This is a genomic window from Streptomyces sp. LS1784, assembly GCF_020103755.1.
GTDB lineage: Bacteria > Actinomycetota > Actinomycetes > Streptomycetales > Streptomycetaceae > Kitasatospora.
Genome location: NZ_JAHSQD010000140.1, coordinates 1 through 16,258 on the forward strand (window position 1 = coordinate 1; position 16,258 = coordinate 16,258).

Annotated in this window: 14 protein-coding genes and 1 pseudogene; 6 read left to right on the plus strand and 9 right to left on the minus strand. The window is 72.2% G+C overall.

Annotation, left to right across the window (positions count from 1 at the left end; translation table 11 throughout):
• The 4 genes and pseudogenes from KS423_RS18160 to hrcA form a co-directional block, all read right to left on the minus strand.
• A pseudogene (locus KS423_RS18160) lies at positions 1–852 on the minus strand (peptidase S41); the annotation flags it as partial.
• Between the two features lie 111 nt (positions 853–963).
• Positions 964–1,713 (minus strand): 16S rRNA (uracil(1498)-N(3))-methyltransferase, encoded by a 750-nt coding sequence (locus KS423_RS18165; RefSeq protein WP_224280592.1) that lies wholly within the window; start codon positions 1,711–1,713, stop codon positions 964–966.
• A gap of 78 nt (positions 1,714–1,791) precedes the next feature.
• The gene (gene dnaJ / locus KS423_RS18170; RefSeq protein ID WP_224280593.1) at positions 1,792–2,931 is read right to left on the minus strand and encodes a molecular chaperone DnaJ; all 1,140 of its coding nucleotides are present in this window, start codon (positions 2,929–2,931) and stop codon (positions 1,792–1,794) included.
• Between the two features lie 75 nt (positions 2,932–3,006).
• Complete coding sequence (hrcA, locus tag KS423_RS18175; RefSeq protein ID WP_224280594.1) at positions 3,007–4,041, minus strand: heat-inducible transcriptional repressor HrcA; 1,035 nt, start codon at positions 4,039–4,041, stop codon at positions 3,007–3,009.
• A 288-nt stretch (positions 4,042–4,329) separates the two neighbouring features.
• Here hrcA and htpX point away from each other — a divergent pair, with 288 nt between their 5' ends.
• Complete coding sequence (htpX, locus tag KS423_RS18180) at positions 4,330–5,250, plus strand: zinc metalloprotease HtpX (RefSeq protein WP_224280595.1); 921 nt, start codon at positions 4,330–4,332, stop codon at positions 5,248–5,250.
• Between the two features lie 22 nt (positions 5,251–5,272).
• Positions 5,273–5,857, plus strand: coding sequence for a hypothetical protein (locus tag KS423_RS18185; RefSeq protein ID WP_224280596.1), 585 nt, complete (start codon positions 5,273–5,275; stop codon positions 5,855–5,857).
• A 13-nt stretch (positions 5,858–5,870) separates the two neighbouring features.
• Here KS423_RS18185 and KS423_RS18190 read toward each other — a convergent pair whose 3' ends face one another.
• Complete coding sequence (locus KS423_RS18190; RefSeq protein WP_224280597.1) at positions 5,871–6,584, minus strand: hypothetical protein; 714 nt, start codon at positions 6,582–6,584, stop codon at positions 5,871–5,873.
• An 85-nt stretch (positions 6,585–6,669) separates the two neighbouring features.
• The gene (locus KS423_RS18195; protein ID WP_224280598.1) at positions 6,670–7,281 is read right to left on the minus strand and encodes a hypothetical protein; all 612 of its coding nucleotides are present in this window, start codon (positions 7,279–7,281) and stop codon (positions 6,670–6,672) included.
• Positions 7,282–7,321: 40 nt separating this feature from the next.
• On the opposite strand from KS423_RS18195, the gene KS423_RS18200 reads away from it, so the two are divergent.
• A complete protein-coding gene (locus KS423_RS18200; protein ID WP_224280599.1) occupies positions 7,322–8,155 on the plus strand; it encodes a DUF3097 domain-containing protein in 834 nt (277 codons plus the stop codon).
• Here the strand turns inward: KS423_RS18200 and KS423_RS18205 are convergent.
• From KS423_RS18205 to KS423_RS18215, 3 genes are read right to left on the minus strand one after another with little or no spacing between them, the layout of a single operon-like run.
• A complete protein-coding gene (locus tag KS423_RS18205) occupies positions 8,146–8,286 on the minus strand; it encodes a hypothetical protein (protein WP_224280600.1) in 141 nt (46 codons plus the stop codon). The genes KS423_RS18200 and KS423_RS18205 overlap by 10 nt on opposite strands.
• Positions 8,287–8,326: 40 nt before the next feature.
• A complete protein-coding gene (hemW, locus tag KS423_RS18210; RefSeq protein ID WP_224280601.1) occupies positions 8,327–9,556 on the minus strand; it encodes a radical SAM family heme chaperone HemW in 1,230 nt (409 codons plus the stop codon).
• A gap of 58 nt (positions 9,557–9,614) precedes the next feature.
• Complete coding sequence (locus KS423_RS18215) at positions 9,615–11,537, minus strand: long-chain fatty acid--CoA ligase (protein ID WP_224280602.1); 1,923 nt, start codon at positions 11,535–11,537, stop codon at positions 9,615–9,617.
• Between the two features lie 311 nt (positions 11,538–11,848).
• On the opposite strand from KS423_RS18215, the gene KS423_RS18220 reads away from it, so the two are divergent.
• From KS423_RS18220 to KS423_RS18230, 3 genes are all read left to right on the plus strand, one after another.
• Complete coding sequence (locus KS423_RS18220; RefSeq protein WP_224280603.1) at positions 11,849–13,582, plus strand: ABC transporter ATP-binding protein; 1,734 nt, start codon at positions 11,849–11,851, stop codon at positions 13,580–13,582.
• Positions 13,579–15,642 carry an ABC transporter ATP-binding protein gene (locus tag KS423_RS18225; protein ID WP_374119974.1) on the plus strand — a complete coding sequence of 688 codons (2,064 nt, stop codon included), beginning with the start codon at positions 13,579–13,581 and terminating at the stop codon, positions 15,640–15,642. Before KS423_RS18220 ends, KS423_RS18225 begins: the two co-directional genes overlap by 4 nt.
• A 112-nt stretch (positions 15,643–15,754) precedes the next feature.
• The coding region (locus KS423_RS18230) for a sigma-70 family RNA polymerase sigma factor (protein ID WP_224280604.1) at positions 15,755–16,258 on the plus strand (504 nt) is incomplete at its 3' end.

A 16,258-nucleotide genomic window follows, 5' to 3' on the forward strand; every position in this document is an offset into this window, starting at 1 on the left:
CCGGACGTCCAGCCGGCGCGGCTCGGCGCCCTCCAGGTCGTCCAGCAGCCAGAGGTCGCCGGCCCGGTGGAAGACCACCCGGGTGCCGTCGGTGGTGGCGTTGCGGGCGTAGAAGCCGTCCGGGTCGGCGGTGTGGCGGCGCAGGTCGGTGCCGTCCGGGCGGCTGGACCACAGTTCGCCGACGCCCTCGTGATCGGACAGGAAGGCGATCCTGCCGCCTTGCCCTCCCTCTCCGGCCACCCACAGCGGCGAGTCCAACTGCCCGTCCAGCTCCGCGTGGACGCGGGCGAACTCGTCCCGGCCGAGCCACAGCTTGCCGGCCCGCCCGCCCCGGTACCGCTTCCACCAGGCCGGATCGAGGCCGTTGACGCTGTTCAGGAGCACCCGGTCCCCGCCCGGCTCGAAGGCGAGCCCGCCGACCGGCCCGTACGGCAACCGCTGCGGCTCGCCGCCGTCCAGCGGCACGGCGTGCGCCCAGGTGCGGCGCGAACTGGCCTCACCGGCGCTGGTGACGGCGATCGGGCTGCCGTCGGCCGTCCAGCCGAGCACCCGGGTCTGGTTGCTGCCCCAGTGGGTGAGCCGGCGCGACGGGCCGCCGTCCACCGGCACCACGTGGACCTCGGGGGCGCCGTCCCGGGTGGAGGTGAAGGCGAGGTGCCGCCCGTCCGGGGAGAACCTCGGGTGGTGGACCGGCAGGTGGTCCGCCGTCAGCCGCCAGGCCCGGCTCCCGTCCAGCGGGGCGAGCCAGAGGTCGTCCTCGGCGACGAAGGCGACCAGGTCGCCGTGCAGGTGGGGATGGCGCAGGTAGGCGCCCGCCGAGGTGCTCGGGGAGGTGCTCAGGGAGTCCGTCACCCGGCCAGCCTAGGCAGGTGCGCGTACGATCCGCGCCGTTTTTCCCAGACTCCCGGCACCCCCGCGGACGGCGGTCGGGGCGGCCCCGACCGCCGTTACGACCAGCGTCCGTTACGACCAGCGGCCGGTGCGCCCGAGCAGCAGCGCGCCGGCGGCCACCCCGGCGGTGGAGGTGCGCAGCACCGAGGGGCCCAGCCGGTACGGCTTGGCCCCCGCCTCGGCGAACGCGGCCAGCTCCTCCGGGGAGACCCCGCCCTCCGGGCCGACCACCAGCACGATGTCCCCGCCCTCCGGCAGCCCGGCGTGTGCCAGCGGCTCGGCGCCCTCCTCGTGCAGCACGGCGGCGAACGCGGCCTGCGCCAGCACCGGCGTCAGCTGCCGGGTGGTCATCACGTCCCGGACCACGGGGAAGCGCAGCCGACGGGACTGCTTGCCCGCCTCCCGGGCGGTGGCCCGCCACTTGGCGAGCGCCTTGGCGCCGCGCTCGCCCTTCCACTGGGTGATGCAGCGCGAGGCGGCCCACGGGATCACCACGTCCACGCCGACCTCGGTCATGGTCTCCACGGCCAGCTCGCCGCGGTCGCCCTTGGGCAGCGCCTGGACCACCACGATCCGCGGCGCGGGCTCCGGCTCCCGGCGCACGGCGGCGACCGTCACGTCGATCGCGTCCTTGCCGAGCACCCCGGCGACCGTGCCGTCCACGCCGAGCCCCAGCCCGTCGGCCAGGGTCACCGCCTCGCCCGGCTCCAGCCGCTTCACCGCGGCCGCGTGCCGCCCCTCCGGGCCGTCCAGGCGCACCACGGCCCCGGGCACGGCGGCGGCGATCCGCTCGGTCTCGACGACGAAGACGGGCGCGGTCATGACGGAGAACCTCCAGGAGTGGGACGGGAACACGGAAGAGGTGCCGGGGGACTTCCCCCGGCACCCCTCCGCGGACGGCTACCGGCCGTTGAAGGCGTCCTTCAGCCGGGAGAAGAGGCCCTGCTGGCCCGGCGCGAACTGGCCGGCCGGCCGCTCCTCGCCGCGCAGCACCGCGAGGCGGCGCAGCAGCTCCTCCTGCTCGGCGTCGAGCTTGCCGGGCGTCTTCACCTCGACATGCACTATCAGGTCGCCCCGGCCGCCACCGCGCAGGTGGGTGATGCCCCGGCCGTGCAGCGGGATCGACTGGCCGGACTGGGTGCCGGGCCGGATGTCGACCTCCTCCAGGCCGTCCAGGGTCTGCAGCGGCACCTGGGTGCCGAGCGCGGCCGCCGTCATCGGGATGGTGACGGTGCAGTGCAGGTCGTCCCCGCGCCGCTGGAAGATGGTGTGGGTGGTCTCGGCGATCTCGACGTACAGGTCGCCGGCCGGGCCGCCGCCGGGGCCGACCTCGCCCTCGCCGGCCAGCTGGATCCGGGTGCCGTTGTCGACACCGGCCGGGATCTTGACGGTCAGGGTGCGGCGGGCCCGCACGCGGCCGTCGCCGGCGCACTCCGGGCACGGGGTCGGCACGACGGTGCCGAAGCCCTGGCACTGCGGGCAGGGGCGGGAGGTCATGACCTGGCCCAGGAAGGACCGGGTGACCTGGGAGACCTCGCCCTTGCCGCGGCACATGTCACAGGTCTGCGCCGAGGTGCCGGGGGCCGCGCCCTCGCCGCTGCAGGTGGTGCAGGTGACGGCGGTGTCGACCTGGAGCTCCTTGGTGGTGCCGAAGGCGGCCTCCTCCAGGGTGATCTCCAGCCGGATCATGGCGTCCTGGCCGCGGCGGGTGCGCGAGCGCGGGCCGCGCTGGCCGGCCGCGGCGCCGAAGAAGGCGTCCATGATGTCGGAGAAGCCGAAGCCCGCCGCGCCGGCGCCGAAGCCGCCCGCACCCCCGCCGCCCGGGGACAGCGGGTCCCCGCCGAGGTCGTAGACCTGACGCTTCTGCGGGTCGGAGAGCACCTCGTAGGCGGCGTTGATCTCCTTGAACCGCTCCTGCGTCTTCGGGTCCGGGTTGACGTCCGGGTGCAGTTCGCGTGCCAGGCGCCGGAACGCCTTCTTGATCTCGTCCTGCCCCGCATCCCGTCGGACGCCGAGTACCGCGTAGTAGTCCGTGGCCACCAAATGCTCCGCTTGTTCCGCCTGTAGTAGTGCTGCGACTGGACGCCCCCGTTAGATTTCTAACGGCGGCCTTTGCTAGGACTCGGCCAGGATCTGGCCCACGTACCGCGCCACCGCTCGCACCGCCCCCATTGTGCCCGGGTAATCCATCCGGGTCGGACCGATCACACCCAGTTTTGCCACGCTCTCGTCGCCCGAACCGTAGCCGACCGAGACGATCGAGGTGGAAGTCAGCCCCTCGTAGGCGTTCTCCCGCCCGATCCGGACCGTCATCGCGGCGTCCGCGGTCTCACCCAGGAGGCGGAGCAGGACGACCTGCTCCTCCAGGGCCTCCAGCACCGGCTGGATGGTGAGCGGGAAGTCGTGCCCGAAGCGGGTCAGGTTGGCCGTGCCGGCCAGCATGATCCGTTCCTCGTTCTGTTCGGCGAGCGTCTCGAACAGCGTCGCCAGGACCGTGCTGACGGTCGGCCGGTCGGCCTGCTCGAAGTGTGCCGGGAGTTCCTCCAGCAGTCCCGGGACCTCCGGGAGGCGCCGGCCGGTGGCTCTCGCGTTGATCCGGGCCCGCAGGTCCGCCAGCACCGTCTCGCCGACCGCGCCCGGGCAGTCGACCATCCGCTGCTCGACCCGACCGGTGTTGGTGATCAGCACCAGCATCACCTTGGCCGGGGCCAGCGCCACCAGCTCGATGTGCCGGACGGTGGAGCGCGACAGCGAGGGGTACTGCACCACCGCGACCTGCCGGGTCAGCTGGGCGAGCAGCCGCACGGTGCGGGCGACCACGTCGTCCAGGTCGACCGCGCCGTCCAGGAAGTGCCGGATGGCCCGGCGCTCGGGGGCGCTCATCGGCTTGATCTCGGCGAGCTTGTCGACGAAGAGGCGGTACCCCTTGTCGGTCGGGATGCGGCCGGCACTGGTGTGCGGCTGGTGGATGTAGCCCTCCTCCTCCAGCGCCGCCATGTCGTTGCGGACGGTCGCCGGCGACACCCCGAGGTTGTGCCGCTCCACCAGGGCCTTGGAACCGACCGGCTCCTCGGTGCCCACGTAGTCCTGCACGATCGCGCGGAGCACGGCGAGCTTGCGGTCGTCCAGCTGGCGGACCTCACCGGCCATGGGGCACGCACCTCCGTCTTCGCACGTTGTCCGACTGTGTCCCTTGCTGCTGCGGGCCGCTCCGGGAGGCCCCGGCCTTGGCACTCTGAACACGCGAGTGCCAAATCCGTACCTGCCAGTGTAAGGCCCGGGTCCTACGGCAGGAACGGCCCGACCGGGGTGATCCTCCCCGCAGTTCCGCCCACGGCCCGCGGGGCGCCGACGGTTCGATCCTCCCGGCGCCGGGATGGTGCCGGGAGGCCGTCCGGGTGGCAGCATCGATAGCGACGGCGAACGGAGGAGCAAGCGATGTCGAGCTCGGGCCAGCACACCCGTTTCGCACCCGATCGCGGCCTGACCAGCCGCATGGTCGCGACGATGTTCGTGATCGGGCTGCTGTACGTCGGTTTCACGGGCCTGCTGATCGCGCTTCTGCGCGGTGCCTGGCCACTGATCGTCCTGCTGTCCGGCGGGCTGTTCGTCGCCCAGTTCTGGTTCAGCGACAAGATCACCGAGCGGGCGATGGGCGCCCACCAGGTGTCCCCGGAGCAGTTCCCCCAGCTGCACGGCACCGTCGACCGGCTCTGTGCCCTGGCCGACATGCCCAAGCCCCGGGTGGCGGTCGCCGACAACGACATGCCGAACGCCTTCGCCACCGGCCGCAACCCGCAGAACGCGGTGGTCTGCGTGACCACCGGACTGCTGCGCCGGCTGGAGCCGGAGGAACTGGAGGGCGTCCTCGCACACGAGCTGTCGCACGTCGCCCACCGGGACGTCGCGGTGATGACGATCGCCGGCTTCCTCGGCGTCCTCGCCGGGGCGATGACCCGGATCGCGATGTACGGCGGGTTCATGGGCGGCGGGCGCAACAACAACGACCAGAACGCGGCCATCGTGGCCCTGGTCGTCCCGCTGGTGTCGATGGTCGTCTACGCGATCAGCTTCCTGCTCACCCGGCTGCTGTCCCGCTACCGCGAGCTGGCCGCCGACCGCGCCGCCGCCCAGCTCACCGGCCGGCCCAGCGCACTGGCTGCGGCCCTCACCAAGGTGACCGGGCAGATCGCGGCCATCCCCACCGAGGACCTGCGCAAGTCGCAGCCGTACAACGCCTTCTACTTCGCCCCCGCGCTGAGCGCCCGGGAGACCGCCTCGCAGCTGTTCTCCACCCATCCGACGCTGGAGAAGCGGCTGGCGCAGCTGGCGAGGATCTCCGAGCAGCTCGGCCGCTGACCCCCGATGTGAAAGGACCGCCGTGGGAATCCTGGACGCCCTGTTCGGCCGCACCAAGCCCGTCAAGCCCGACCTCGACCAGCTGTTCGGCGTGCCGTCCGCCGCGCTCACCCTGGAGGCCGGGGCCGGGTTCACCCCCACCGGGCTCGGCTCGGTCTGCTTCGCCGCCGTCGAGGGCGCGGCCTTCGTCCAGGTCGAGCAGCAGGTCCGGGCGCTGCTGGACGCCGACACCGAGCGCGGCGGCGTCCCGGTGGAGGCCTCCACGGACGGCTACGGCTACTCCTGGCTGCTCGCCCGGCACCGGCCCGCGGAGCTGCCGGAGCTGGTGAACGACCTGCACGCGGTCAACAGCGAGCTGGAGGCGAACGGCTTCGGGCCGCAGCTGCTCTGCTCGCTCGTCGCCTTCCGCGACCCGCAGGGGCGTTCGCTGGCCCTGGTCTACCTCTACAAGCGGGGCACGTTCTACCCCTTCGCCCCGATGCCCGGCGGCGGGGAGAAGCGCAACAGCCCGCTGGAGCTGCAGGTCAACGCGATGCTGGGGAACGATCTGCGGCTGGAGAAGGACCTGAACCGCTGGTTCCCGGTCTGGGGCGCGCCGGGTCTGTGACGGTGCGCGGGCGTCAGCCGCCGGCGGTCGAGCGGTACGCCTTCACGGCGGCGGCGAGGACCTCTTGGGCGTCCGTGGACGGCTTCCGGCTGGAGGAGTGCTGCACCACGAGGATCACGTCGCCCTGGCGGACGAAACCGGTGACCTTCTCGAACGGTTCTGAGTCCCCGGGGAAGGCCGAGGTGAAGTGGATCAGAAGGCTCTCGTCAGCCGGCACCCCGGCCGGCGTGACGGACGCGGTCTCCCGGATCCTCGTGCCGTCCGTGAGTGTGGTGGTGAAGGATGCGCAGCGCTTCGCGGCGCCGCGGATGGCGTCCATGACCTCGGCCGCTCGGCCGGGCACGTAGCGGTCGAGCGACTCCCGGCCGAACCAGCCGTCGTCCTCGCCGCCGGTCGGCGTCCGTTCCAGGCCCACCGCCACGTTCTCCAGGGGTGGGGCGTGCGTCGTCATGAAGGAGTCGACCTCAAGTTCGTCGCACCGAAGCGAGGCGATGGGGACGGGCGTGACCGAAGCGGCGGTCGACGTCGGCTCGACCGTCACCTTGTTCAGCCGGAACCCCCGGGGAAGCCGCTCCTGGGTCAGCAGGCCCTCGCGCAGGCTCTTGGGCGCGGGCACCGGGGTGAAGGCCGCAGCGGCCTCCGGCCCCGCCTTCTGGTCAGCCGTGCAGGCCGACACGCCGAGAACCGCCAGAACGATCCCCACCACCGCGCCGTGACGTGTGCGCACCGATCCCACCCCCAGGATTCGTGATTCGCCCCGCACTCTCCCACACGGGCGCTCCCGGGCTCTCACGTCCTCAGCACGCCGTCCGCTACAGCAGTCCGATGAGGAACCGGGCCGCCAGCCCGCACCCGAGCAGCAGGAAGCCGCTCAGGAGGAACAGCCCCAAGGCCCAGGCCACCTCGGCGAGCCGGTCCCCGACGGTTCGCGGGGCCCCGTCCCAGGGGTCGCCGGGCTCGCCCCGGAAAGGTTCCGGGGCGGGCAGCGGGCCCGAGAGGTCCAGGCGCATGTGCTCCTCGGAGCAGTACGTCCGGACGAGCAGTTCGGCGGACCGGCGGTCGATCTCCAGGGCCAACCACCCCTCGGGCAGCTCCAGACCCCCGCGGTCCACCGTCCTGGGCTCCGTCCGGCCGCAGACGTCGCACAGCTCCAGGTCCTGGTCGTCCCCCTGCTCGTCCCGCTCCGGCACCCCGCCGCCGGCGGTCCCGGCCGGTGCGGTGGCTTCCGCCGCACCGGCCGCCCCGGCGCCCCCGGTACTCGCCAGTTCCGACACGACGTACAGCACGAAGGCGGCCCCGAGGGCGGCCACGGCGGCGCCGGTGTACTGCGGCCGGCTGTCCTTCACGAGGCCGAAGGCCGCCCCGGAGAGCACGAGGAACAGGAAGGTGCCGGCCCGGACGGCGCGGGAGTGGAAGCGGTGCATGCGGTGATCATGCCAGCGCCCGATCCCTATGATCACCCGTATGCGCAGCCGCCAGTACGGACCCGACCTGACCCCGCCGTGGAAGAACCAGGCCCCCGCCCCGGAGGTGCCCGCCGAGCGGGACCTGGTGGTCGAGGAGGCGGCGACCGGCTTCTGCGGGGCGGTGGTGCGCTGCGAGAAGACCGCCGAGGGCTTCACCGTCACCCTGGAGGACCGGTTCGGCAAGCACCGGGTGTTCCCGCTGGTGCCGCGCGGCTTCCTGCTGGAGGGCAGGGTCGTGACCCTGGTCCGCCCCACCGGCCCGGCGGCGCCGCGCACCCCGGCCCGCACCGCCTCCGGCTCGATCGCCGTCCCGGACGCCCGCGCCCGGATCGCCCGGGAGTCCCGCATCTACGTCGAGGGCCGGCACGACGCCGAGCTGGTCGAACGGGTCTGGGGCGACGACCTGCGGATCGAGGGCGTGGTCGTCGAGTACCTGCGCGGCATCGACGACCTGCCCGCGATCGTCGCCGACTTCGCCCCCGGCCCGGGCCGCCGCCTCGGCGTCCTGGTCGACCACCTGCTCCCCGGCACCAAGGAGCACCGCATCGCCGCCAGGGTCACCGGCGACTCGGTGCTGGTCGTCGGCCACCCCTACATCGACATCTGGCAGGCCGTGAAGCCCGCCTCCGTCGGCATCCCCGCCTGGCCCGCCGTCCCCCGCGGCGAGGACTGGAAGGAGGGCACCTGCCGCCGCCTCGGCTGGCCGGTGGACACTCCGGCGGCCTGGAAGCACATCCTCTCGAAGGTGAACTCCTACAAGGACCTGGAGCCCGAACTGCTGGGCCGGGTGGAGGAGTTGATCGACTTCACGGCCCTGCCCGGTCAGGAGTAGGTCTGGAACTCCGAGGTGTCCAGGGTGATGTCGAGCAGGTCGACCTGCCCCCTGATGAGCTCGGCCTCGACGCCTTCCGGAACCTCCAGGTTCTCGAAGACTCCCATCATCCGGTCATCGATGGCGGTCATTGCGCGCCCCCTCCGACGGCTGACACCACGTTAGCGACACTCAGTCCACCAGGTCACGTACGACCGCGTCCGCGAGGAGGCGGCCCTGGAGGGTGAGGGCGGCGCGGCCCTGCTCGTAGGGGCCGGCGGCGAGGAGGCCGTCGGCGAGGTGCCGGGCAGCGGACTTGCGGCCGGTGTCGGTGAGGAGGTCCAGGGGGACGCCGTCGACCAGGCGCAGTTCGAGGAGGATGCGCTCGACGCGGCGGTCCTCGTCGGCCAGCACCTCGCGGGCCAGGGCCGGGGTGCGGTGCTCGGCGAGGGCCCGGGCGTAGGCGGCGGGGTGCTTGGCGTTCCACCAGCGGACGCCGCCGACGTGGCTGTGGGCACCGGGGCCGGCGCCCCACCAGTCGGCGCCGGTCCAGTAGAGCTCGTTGTGGCGGCAGCGGCCCTCGGGGGTGGTGGCCCAGTTGGAGACCTCGTACCAGGAGTAGCCGGCGGCGGCGAGCGCCTCCTCGGCGATCAGGTAGCGGTCGGCGTGCACGTCGTCGTCGATCATCGGCAGTTCGCCGCGCTTGACCCGGGCGGCGAGCCGGGTGCCCTCCTCGACGATCAGCGAGTACGCGGAGACGTGGTCGGGCCCGGCGCCGATGGCGGCGTCCAGGGAGGCCCGCCAGTCGTCGTCGGACTCGCCCGGGGTGCCGTAGATCAGGTCGAGGTTGACGTGCTCGAAGCCGGCCGCGCGGGCCTCGGCCACGCAGGCCTCGGGGCGGCCCGGGGTGTGGTGGCGGTCGAGCAGCCGCAGGACGTGCGGACGGGCGCTCTGCATGCCGAAGGAGAGCCGGTTGTAGCCGCCCTCGCGCAGTTCGGCCAGGTACGCCGGGTCCACCGACTCCGGGTTGGCCTCGGTGGTGACCTCGGCGTCCTCGGCGAGCCCGAACTCCTCGCGGATCGCGGCGAGCATCTTCACCAGGTCGCGGGCCGGCAGCAGGGTCGGGGTGCCGCCGCCGAGGAAGACGGTCCGCACCGGGAGGTCCGTCTCCCCCAGCACCTTCCGGGCCAGCCGGATCTCGGCGACCACGTTGTCCGCGTACGTCTCCTGCGAGGCGACCGCCCCGGAGGAGCGCAGCTCGGTGGCGGTGTAGGTGTTGAAGTCGCAGTAGCCGCAGCGGCTGGCGCAGTACGGCACGTGCAGGTAGAAACCGAACGGCCGCGAGCCCAGCCCGTCGAGGGCGTGCGCGGGCAGGGAACCGTCGGACGGCACCGGTTCGCCGTCGGGAAGTGCGGAGGGCATGAACCCATTGTCCCGTACGACCCGCCCTACCCGGCGGGCCGTACGGGAACGGGGCCGGTCAGGCCTCGTTGGCGCCCGCGTACATCGCGGCCACCGCGTCCGCGTAGGTCCGCTCGACCACCGGGCGCTTGATCTTCAGGCTCGGGGTGAGCTCGCCGTGCTCGATGTCGAGGTCGCGGGGCAGCAGGTGGAACTTCTTGATCGTCTGCCAGCGCTGGAGATCGGCGTTGACCCGCTTGACGAAGCCCTCGACCAGCTCGTGCACGGCCGGCTCGACGGCCAGCTCGGCGTAGGACTTGCCGGCCAGGCCGTGCTCGGCGGCCCACGGCAGCAGGACCGCCTCGTCCAGGCCGATCAGCGCGGTGCAGTAGTTGCGGCCGTTGCCGATCACCAGGATGTTGCTCACGAACGGGCAGACCGCCTTGAACTTGCCCTCGACCTCGCTGGGCGCCACGTACTTGCCGCCGGAGGTCTTGAACAGGTCCTTCTTGCGGTCGGTGATCCGCAGGAAGCCGTCCGGGGTGAGCTCGCCGATGTCCTCGGTGTGGAACCAGCCGTCCGGCTCCAGCACCTCGGCGGTCTTCTCCGGCAGGTTGTGGTAGCCGCGCATGACGCCCGGGCCGCGCAGCAGGATCTCGCCGTCCTCGGCGATCCGCACCTCGGTGCCGGGCAGCGGACGGCCCACCGTGCCGATCCGCACGTCCTCCGAACGGTTGACGCAGGAGCCGGCGCTGGTCTCGCTCAGGCCGTAGCCCTCCAGGATCGGCACTCCTGCGCCGAGGAAGAAGTAGCCGATCTCCGGGGCGAGCGCGGCGCTGCCGGAGACCGCGCCACGCAGCCGGCCGCCGAAGGCCGCCCGGATCTTCGCGTACACCAGCCGGTCGGCCAGCGCGTGCTGCACCCGCAGGCCCAGCGGGGCGGTTCCGGTACCGGTGGCGACCCGGCTCTCCTGGATCACCCGGGCGTACTCGCGGGCGACCCCGGCCGCCCACATGAAGATCTTGTACTTGGCGCCGCCCTCGGCCCGGGCCTTGCCCGCGATGCCGTTGTAGACCTTCTCGAAGATGCGCGGCGCCGAGGCCATGACGGTCGGCCGGATCGCCGGCAGGTTGTGGATGATCCGGTCCACCCGGCCGTCCACCGCCATCACGTGCCCGGTGGCGATCTGCCCGGAGATCAGCGTCTTGCCGAACACGTGCGACAGCGGCAGCCACATGAAGTGCACGTCGTCGGGGCGCAGCAGCCCGCTGGCCTCCTGCGCCCGGCCCTCGTACGCCCAGCAGTCGTGCACCAGGCGCACGCCCTTGGGGCGGCCGGTGGTGCCGGAGGTGTAGATCAGGGTGGCCAGCTGCTCCTTGCCGAGCCCGTCGACGGCCTTCTCCACCGCGTCCGGGTGCTCCGCCAGGTACCGGGTGCCGCGCTCCTCCAGCTCGGCGAGGGTGAGCAGCTCCAGGCCGGCGCTCTCGGGGGCCTCGGCGGGCGCGTCGAAGAGGATCACGGTGCGCAGCCCGGGCAGCTGGTCGATCCGCCCGACGGCCTTGGCCAGCTGGGCCGCGTTCTCGGCGAACAGGGCCCGGGAGCCGGAGTCGGAGAGGATGAACGCGGTCTCGTCCGCGTTGGTGCTGGGATAGACGGTGGTGATCGCGGCGCCCGCGCACATGGCGCCGAGGTCGGCGACGATCCACTCGATCCGGGTCGAGGAGGCCAGGGCGACCCGGTCCTCGGGCCGGATGCCGAGCGCCATCAGGCCGGCGGCCACCGCCTTGACCCGGGCCGCGGTCTGCGCCCAGGTGAGCGAGCGCCACTGCTCGGCGCCGGGTGCGCCGTCGGCGGCCTGCTCGTCCACGGGCGAGGGGTAGCGGTAGGCCTCGGCGTTCGGGGTCAGGGCGACCCGCTCCAGGAACAGGTGGGCGACGGAGGCGGGGCGCGCGGCGACGAGGTCGGGCCTGCCGGAGTCGATCAGGGACTGCGCGGAACTCAACGAGGACCTCCGGGGGCGGGTGGCCGTCTGCGGGATTGTCACGGCGTCCATGGGGGTGGTCGCCGGGCCCCCGGTTCACCTGAGCGGTACCGGTCAGTAACAAAGGGGCAATCAGCAGCCTAGGGGGAAAGCGGTCATTCCGTAAGAGGGCAGCTCCCGACGGCACCTCCCCGCACCCCCGGTACCGCACCCCCGCCGTTCGGCAAAGGCCCGGCAAACCTCCGGCTCCCGCACGCCGAATGGCCTGTACGACACTACAGAACACCCAGAATTGGGGTGCGAACCCGACCCGCGACGACAAGAGTGTGCTAGTGCTGATCAGACTGCTGAGGGCGTACCTCCGCCCGTACTCCCGACCGATCACCCTGCTGGTGCTACTCCAGCTGGTGTCCACCCTCGCGGCGCTCTACCTGCCGACGCTCAACGCCGACATCATCGACGACGGCGTCGTCAAGGGCGACACCGGCTACATCCTGCGCGTGGGCGGAGTGATGATCGCGGTCACCGTCCTCCAGGCCCTCTGCTCCATCGGCGCCGTCTTCATCGGCGCCCGCACCGCGATGGCCTTCGGCCGGGACGTCCGCGCCGCCGTCTTCGAACGGGTGCAGAGCTTCTCCGCCCGCGAGGTCGGACAGTTCGGCGCGCCCTCCCTGATCACCCGCACGACCAACGACGTCCAGCAGGTCCAGATGCTCGCCCTGATGAGCTTCACGCTCATGGTCGCCGCGCCGATCATGTGCGTCGGCGGCATCATCATGGCGCTCAACCAGGACGTCCCGCTGTCCGGACTGCTGCTCGCCGTCATCCCCGCGCTCGGCGTCGTCGTGGTCCTGCTGGTCCGCGCGCTGCGCCCCAAGTTCCGCAGCATGCAGAAGCGGATCGACACCGTGAACCGGGTCCTGCGCGAGCAGATCACCGGCATCCGCGTCATCCGCGCCTTCGTCAAGGACGACCGGGAACAGGCCCGCTTCGCCGACGCCAACGAGGACCTCACCCACGTCTCCAGCCAGGTCGGCCGGCTGATGTCCATCATGTTCCCCACCGTCATGCTGGTGGTGAACGTCTCCAGCGTCGCCGTGCTCTGGTTCGGCGCCCACCGCATCGACAGCGGCGCCATGGAGATCGGCGCGCTCACCGCGTTCCTCTCCTACCTGATGCAGATCCTGATGAGCGTCATGATGGCCACCTTCATGTTCATGATGGTGCCGCGCGCCGAGGTCTGCGCCGAGCGCATCGAGGAGGTCCTCGGCACCCACAGCAGCGTCGTCCCGCCCGCCGCCCCCGTCACCGAGGTGCTGCGCCGCGGCAACCTGGAACTGCGCGACGTCGACTTCCGCTACCCCGGCGCCGAGGCCTCGGTGCTGCGCGGCATCGACCTCACCGCCCGGCCCGGCGAGACCACCGCCATCATCGGCTCCACCGGAAGCGGCAAGTCCACCCTGCTCGGCCTCGTCCCTCGGCTCTTCGACGCCACCTCCGGCCAGGTCCTGCTCGACGGCGTGGACGTCCGCGAACTCGCCCCCGCCGCGATCGCCGAGAACGTCGGCATCGTCCCGCAGAAGCCCTACCTCTTCTCCGGCACCGTCGCCAGCAACCTCCGCTACGGCCGGCCCGACGCCACCGACGAGGAACTCTGGCACGCCCTGGAGATCGCCCAGGCCAAGGAGTTCGTCGAGAAGCTGCCCGAAGGCCTGGACGCCCCCATCGCCCAGGGCGGCAGCAACGTCTCCGGCGGCCAGCGCCAACGCCTGGCCATCGCCCGGACCCTGGTCCGCCGGCCCTCCGTCTACCTCTTCGACGACTCCTTCTCCGCGCTCGACTACGCCACCGACGCCAAGCTCCGCAAGGCCCTGGCCCTCGAAACCTCCGACGCCACCGTCCTGATCGTCGCCCAGCGCGTGTCCACCATCCGCGACGCCGACCGGATCATCGTCCTCGACGAGGGCGCCGTCGTCGGCTCCGGAACCCACCACGAACTGATGGCCGACAACCCGACGTACCGGGAGATCGTGCTCTCCCAGCTCACCGAGCAGGAGGCGGCATGACCAGCCCCGGAAACAAGACGGACCTGGCCAAGGGCCGGGCCCCGAGAGGCACCGCCCCCACGGACGCCCCGCAGAAGGGCGCCCCGAAGAAGGACGCCGGCCTGCCCGGCGACTCGCAGGCCGCCGCCGCCCGCCGCGGCCCGGCCGGCCCCGGCCGCTTCATGGGCGGCCAGGGCGCCGAGAAGTCCATGGACTTCAAGGGCTCCGGCAAGCGCGTCCTCGGCCTGCTGCGCCCCGAACGCAACACCCTGGTCGGCGTCCTGATCCTCGGCGTGCTCGGCATCGGCTGTGCCGTCATCGGCCCCAAGATCCTCGGCGACGCCACCGACCTGATCTTCGCCGGTGTCGTCGGCGCCCGCTTCCAGTCCGGCACCTCCAAGGAACAGGTCGTCGACGGGCTGCGCGCCCACGGCGAGGGCGGCGTCGCCGACCTGCTCTCCTCCGTCGCCTTCACCCCCGGCCAGGGCATGGACTTCGGCGCCATCGGCACCGTCCTGCTCTGGGTGCTCGGCGTCTACGTCGCCTCCGCCGTCTTCGGCATCTTCCAGGGCCGGCTGGCCACCCGGGCCATCCAGGCCGCCAGCTACCGGCTGCGCCAGGACGTCGAGGCCAAGCTCGGCCGGCTGCCGCTCAGCTACTTCGACAAGCAGCCGCGCGGCGAGGTGCTCAGCCGGGTCACCAACGACATCGACAACATCGGTCAGTCCATGCAGCAGACCATGGGACAGGTCGTCAACTCGCTGCTCACCGTGGTCGGTGTGCTCGCGATGATGTTCTGGATCTCCCCGCTGCTCGCGACGATCGCGCTGATCTCGGTGCCCGTCTCGGTGGTCGTCGCCACCAAGGTCGGCAAGAAGGCCCAGCCGCAGTTCGTCCAGCAGTGGAAGTCCACCGGCCAGCTCAACGCCCACATCGAGGAGATGTACACCGGCCACGCCCTGGTCAAGGTGTTCGGGCGGCAACAGGAGTCCGCAGAGGCCTTCCGCGAGCACAACGAGTCGCTCTACCAGGCCAGCTACAAGGCCCAGTTCATCTCCGGCATCATCCAGCCCGCGATGATGCTGATCGGCAACCTCCAGTACGTGCTGGTCGCCGTCGTCGGCGGCCTGCGGGTGGCCTCCGGCGCGCTGTCCATCGGCGACGTCCAGGCGTTCATCCAGTACTCGCGCCAGTTCAGCCAGCCGCTCACCCAGGTCGCCAGCATGGCCAACCTGGTGCAGTCCGGCGTCGCCTCCGCCGAACGCGTCTTCGAGCTGCTGGACGCCTCCGAGCAGAGCCCCGAACCGGCCATGCCCGAACGGCCCGACGTGGTGCGCGGCCGGGTGGCCTTCCAGGACGTGTCCTTCCGCTACGACCCCGAGAAGCCGCTCATCGAGGACCTCTCGCTCAAGGTCGAACCCGGCCAGACCGTCGCCATCGTCGGCCCCACCGGAGCCGGCAAGACCACCCTGGTCAACCTGCTGATGCGGTTCTACGAGGTCAGCTCCGGGCGGATCACCCTCGACGGCGTGGACATCGCCGCGATGTCCCGCGAGGAACTGCGCTCCGGCATCGGCATGGTGCTCCAGGACACCTGGCTGTTCGGCGGCAGCATCGCCGACAACATCGCCTACGGCGCCGAGTCGGCCACCCACGAGCAGGTCGTCGAGGCCGCGAAGGCCGCCCACGTCGACCGCTTCGTGCGCACCCTGCCGGACGGCTACGACACCGTCATCGACGACGAGGGCACCAACGTCAGCGCCGGCGAGAAGCAGCTGATCACCATCGCCCGGGCGTTCCTCGCCCAGCCGTCCATCCTGGTCCTGGACGAGGCGACCAGCTCCGTCGACACCCGCACCGAGGTGCTGATCCAGCGGGCCATGGCCCGGCTGCGCACCGGCCGCACCAGCTTCGTGATCGCCCACCGGCTCTCCACCATCCGGGACGCCGACGTGATCCTGGTGATGGAGAACGGCTCGATCGTCGAGCAGGGCTCGCACGACCAGCTGATCGCCGCCGACGGCGCCTACGCCCGGCTCTACCAGGCGCAGTTCGCCGAGGCCGTGGTCGAGGTGGACTGACGCTCGGCCGGCCTGCGGGCCGGGGCGGGGACATCCCGCCCCGGCCCTTCGCGCCCCGGCCACTTGCGCCCCGGCCACTTGCGCTCCGGACACCGCGCGCTACCTTGGGCCCGTGATCGACGACCCGGCCCCGGACGCCTTCGAGGCGAACCGCCGCTACCTGGGATCGGTCGCCTACCGGCTGCTCGGCTCGTTCACCGACGCCGAGGACATCCTCCAGGACGCCTGGCTGCGCTGGCAGGCCGCCGACCGCACCGCCGTCGCCGACCCGCGCGCCTTCCTCACCACCGTCGTCACCCGGCTCTGCTACGACCAGCTGGGCTCCGCCCGAGCCCGCCGCGAGGCCTACTACGGCGAGTGGCTGCCCGAACCGGCCGTCTCCTACACCGACGGCCCCGACTCCCCCGCCGAGCTGGCCGAACGCGGCGAGTCCGTCTCGCTCGCCCTGCTCGCCGTACTGGAGCAGCTCACCCCCGCCGAGCGCGCCGCCTTCGTGCTGCACGACGTCTTCGCGGTCGGCTTCGAGGACATCGCCGCCTCCCTGGAGCGCACCCCCGACGCCGCCCGCCAGCTCGCCTCCCGGGCCCGCCGCCGGGTCCGCGACGGCGGCCGGGGC